Consider the following 4,396-nt stretch of genomic DNA (forward strand, 5'->3'; position numbering starts at 1 on the left):
ACATCGAGTTAGAGAAGGTGGCGAGCGTATCGCCACCGCCGGAGTCGGAGTCGTTCGAGCGGCCGCCGGAGTGGCGGCCGGAGGCGGTCGTGCAGAAGCGAAGCGGCGAGGAGACGGAGATCGGGACGCCGGGCGGCGTGGACTACGGTGAGGTCGTCGTTGAGGGACACGACGCGATCCCGCCGGAGAAGATGATCCCGCCGCGACTACTCCGGTGCGCGGACCCGATGGAGCGCCACGGGATCGATCCGACGGAGTGTCCGCCGCCGGAGCTCATCGAGCGGCAGATGGCGGAGGTCCACGACTCGGTGGCGTCGGGTGGCGACGCCCGGATCACGGCGAAGCAGTGGGACGAGGACTGGCACGCCAAGCGCTTCGGTGAGCCGGAGACGCCCGACGACCAGGATGGTGACGGCGTGCTCCCGTGGGCGTCGATCAAGCAGTACCGCGAGGAGAATCCGAGTGCGACCGTCGCGGACGTGCTCGATGCGTTCGGCATCGATGAGTCGAACGAAACGCTCGTCGGCGGCGTGGTCGGGCCGCCGGGAGAGTCACGGTGAACACGAACGGCCCGCAGGACCGGGTAGACGCCCTAACGCGGGAGATTCTGGTAACGTCCAGTAGCTCAGATGTGTTTCACGCACCGGCCGGTGACGGCGGGAGTCTCTGCGGAGTGCGACACGGGCGCCGGTGTGACGTGCGACACGCGCCGCTCCGGGCGAGGCCGTGCGGTCATTGTTTCTCCGAGCAGGTGGTCGAGGAGTACGACAGGGTGGAGTAGGCGGCCGGTCGAGGCCCGAGGCCCGAGCGCCAGCTGGCAACGCGCAGGGCCGAGCCACCCGGCTGACGACCGGCCGCTTACTCCGGTCAACCAATCCGCGACGGCTGAGATTCTATGCGCGTATCACGAACGGCCTTCGTCGGTTAGTTAGTTAGTCGGTGGTGTCGGTGGCAACTGGGCGACTCTCTCGGCCCGGCCTCCATATAGTACAGTACAGTACCCCTATGTGGGTTGTTGTTGCCAGTCGGGTAGGCCGTCGCCGTCCTGTTGTTTCGGTGGTACTGGTGACAACTGTCTGTGAGCGGCCCGCTCAGACGGTGGCCCAACATAGTACGGACGGACACCGACAGACGACAGACGACGACACCGGCCGCCGTCCTTCTGCTGTCGTGCGGTTTGGCCGACGCCCGCTCGGTCGAGAGTGTCGTCGGCCTTCCCCTGCCCCTCTGCTCCCTCTCTCCCTCGGTGTTAGTGCGTATGTGTGTATCTATGGACCGCCTCTGCCGACTGGTAACAGTAACTTCGCCGCCGTCGCCGCCGCCGACGCCCCCGGCGGTATCGACAGGGTGGAGTCTCTGCCCTTTTCGCGTCTATATGTAAACATACCCCCGCACGGCATCTATCAATACATAATATCTCGATGCCGTCCGGCGATTTAGTTAGTCTGAGTATTGACCATCAGAAACTCCGAAACTCGCGTTTGTAGAGATACCACAGTCCCATCAGAATAGCATACAGAGCCACTAACGCGCCGATATTCACGGTCATATGATGAATTGAATGACCAGTCCGAGGATGGCCAGTCCGATTAGGAGACCGCCGACGAGTCGCATACGGGCCGATTGTTTGGCGACTGCGAGACCGGACGTATCAGGCTCTCTGTATCCCTTCTGTATCAGTCCGGTGCGGACGAGCCGCCGGACGGCCTCACTCTCCGAGATCTCCTTCTCGTCGGTGAATCGCTCGATTTGTTCGATGGTATCAGGGTCACACCGGGTTTGGACTCTCTCCCGACTCATACTCGGCTATGTGCGACGTATCCGTATGTATCCACCGACAGGTAACATAGTGAAACCGGGTTTCACGACGACAGGCAACGCCTAAGTCCCCGGCCGCCGTCACGTCGAGCAAAGAAGTAACTCAAGAACGTGAACGACGCCCCGGAGAAGGGCCGGGGCCACCGGAGGGGTCGGCGGCCACCGACCACCTCCGACACGAACCACCGTTGCCACCGGGTTGGTTCACTTGGCCCTTCTCACGCCGTCGTCTTTGCCCTTTCGGGTGAAGCAAGGCGGCCGATATGCGGTGTAAGAGCCTCTCAGAGTCGTGAATCCGAAACCTCAGGCCATAACCAGAGGTTTGCCCGGAGTAGGGCAAATCTGCGTCACTTAGGGCAAATCTGCCCGCGCCGACGAAACCGAGAAGCCGGCGCGAAAGCCCGCGGAGGGCCGGAGCGGCCGCAGGCCGCGGTCGCGGCCCGGAGCCGGTACGTGGAGGTGGGCGGGAGTGGTGGGTACGGGAGGACGGGTACCTGCGGCGGCCGCCCGCCGGCCGCCGGCCAGACGAGGGGCGGTGCGGGGCGGTGGTGCGTATGAGGTACTACCACCTGAGTCGGAGCAACGCACCCCGTCTCTGCGGTGAGTGCGGTGAGCGGGCGACGGCGTATGTTCACGGCACCGGGTTTCGGTGCGGTGAGTGCGCGGCGGTGCCGAGTGAGTTAGCCGACGGGGGTAATTCGCTATGAGTGCCGACGCTGGTAACTCGTCGCGGTCTCGGCGTGCCATCGGGAGTTACCCCGCGTCGGATGGTACAGACGCTAAGACTCCCGATCCGAAAATTGAGGTTCCGCCGGAGAACTCCGGCCGCCCGGACTTACCGACACCCGAGGAGCGCATCGAGGGTATCCTCGATGCGTATCCGGACCGCGTGCTACGGCCGGTCTCCGAGACGCACGGCCGAAAACTCCGCGTAGAGGCGCTAAACGAGGCGGAGACGGTAGAGCGTGAGGTTGAGACGGGAGAGACCGAGACAAAGACGGTCTCGGAGGAGGTCGGACGCGACGCCCGGACGTGGTTAGCGGTCATAGATGCGTTCTTGCAGGACTACGAGGGCTACCGGGACCGGGCGCTTCGGATGGCGCGTGGCGACGATCTCCACGGCGACTATGAGAGCTTCCTGGTGGATCTCGAAAACTCGTTTTCGCCGGAGTATCAGCAAAGACAGTATGCCCGTCTGAAGGCGATGAAACGGATGTTTCTCGGGGAGTCGGCCGAGGAGTCACCGACGGGGGAGACGTATCCCGGAGTGTTCGAGGAGCCGGTCACGGTGCTGTTCGGACTCACGGCGAGCACGCTCGATGATGGCGAGTTCCGCCCGGTAGTTGACCACGACCGCGAGATTCGGAACGCCTGGACCGGCGAGGATGGCGTTCGGCGGACGCTCCGGTACGTGCTACAGGACAAGTTGGGGCTGGATTCGTCGGACTACGCCTGGTGGTGGCAGTCCGAGCCGCATCCGGGCGACGGCGACGCCGCCGGGACCAGTCACTCGCATCCGGTCGTCGTGCTCGATGCGGCGGCGGTCTCCGGGGACGTGGACCCGGCGGACCCGGAGACGTTCCGGCCGGTCGTCGCCAAACACGTAGCAGAGTGCGAGCACGCTGAATGGCCCGCTCACCGCATCCGCGAAGGGTCGGAGAAATCGGCCGTGAAGGTCCGCGAGGGCGACGACATCACGGACTTCGCGGGCTACGTCTCCGAGTATATTGCAGTAGATCCGGACACGGATCTACTCGAGCGTTCCGATGAGTACATAATGTGGGCGGCGTCGCAGTGGGCTTCTTCGACGCAGAAATACTCAAAGAGCCGGACGGCGACGGCGGCGATCCGGGCGGATCGGTGCCACCAGGAGTACATCGACGACGACGCTCACCAGGAGCACGACCACGGCGAGCGAGTGGTCCGCTCGGAGCGGCGTGGTGTTGAGTTCGAATGTGCGGCGTGCGGATCGGAGTTCGAGGTTGACCAGTCACCGGACACGCTCGTCGAGGCGCGACGGACGGCGGCCGATGGCGGTCTCACGGCGGAGACAGAGCCGTCGGATGCGTCGGTCGTTTCGTTCGACTATGACGACGTGGACGTGATGGCGTCCCCGAGAGCGGCGTCTGAGACGGCTCAGAGCGAGACGGTGCCAGGCTTCCGGGCGAGATGGCCATCGGCCCGTGGCGGTGCTCGCGTCGGGAGTACGACGACGCCGACGCGCTCGCGGCCGCCGGATGACGCGGAGTCGCCGGACTTCTCGCCGGTTCGGTGGGGTGGGGAGACGTACTGCGCAGCATGTGGTGAGACGGACCCGGACCCGGAGACCGACTGTCCGGCCGACGCCTACAAGGACGCGACCGATGACGGGACCGGCTTCTTGCCGGTCCCGCCGGAGCACTACGGCGAGCATACGGTTGTGGAGCAGTACGACGAGGAGCACGACCCACACCCCGACGACAAAGCGCGTCACACAGGCGAGGAGTACCGTGGCACGGGACACATCGAGTTAGAGAAGGTGGCGAGCGTATCGCCACCGCCGGAGTCGGAGTCGTTCGAGCGGCCGCCGGAGTGGCGG

Annotated in this window: 3 protein-coding genes; 2 read left to right on the forward strand and 1 reads right to left on the reverse strand. The window is 64.8% G+C overall.

The window, feature by feature from the left end; translation table 11 throughout:
• Positions 1-560 (forward strand): hypothetical protein (locus tag ACQUQ0_RS17445; protein WP_435187001.1); only part of this gene is annotated, 560 nt, incomplete at its 5' end.
• A 985-nt stretch (positions 561-1,545) separates the two neighbouring features.
• Here the strand turns inward: ACQUQ0_RS17445 and ACQUQ0_RS17450 are convergent.
• Positions 1,546-1,800 carry a hypothetical protein gene (locus tag ACQUQ0_RS17450; RefSeq protein ID WP_435187003.1) on the reverse strand — a complete coding sequence of 85 codons (255 nt, stop codon included), beginning with the start codon at positions 1,798-1,800 and terminating at the stop codon, positions 1,546-1,548.
• Positions 1,801-2,521: 721 nt separating this feature from the next.
• Between ACQUQ0_RS17450 and ACQUQ0_RS17455 the strand changes: the two genes are divergently transcribed.
• On the forward strand, positions 2,522-4,396 hold a 1,875-nt coding region (locus tag ACQUQ0_RS17455; protein ID WP_435187005.1), incomplete at its 3' end, for a hypothetical protein.

Origin of the sequence: Halobellus sp. EA9, from assembly GCF_051195055.1 — an archaeon.
Taxonomy (GTDB): Archaea; Halobacteriota; Halobacteria; order Halobacteriales; family Haloferacaceae; genus Haloquadratum; species Haloquadratum rubicundus.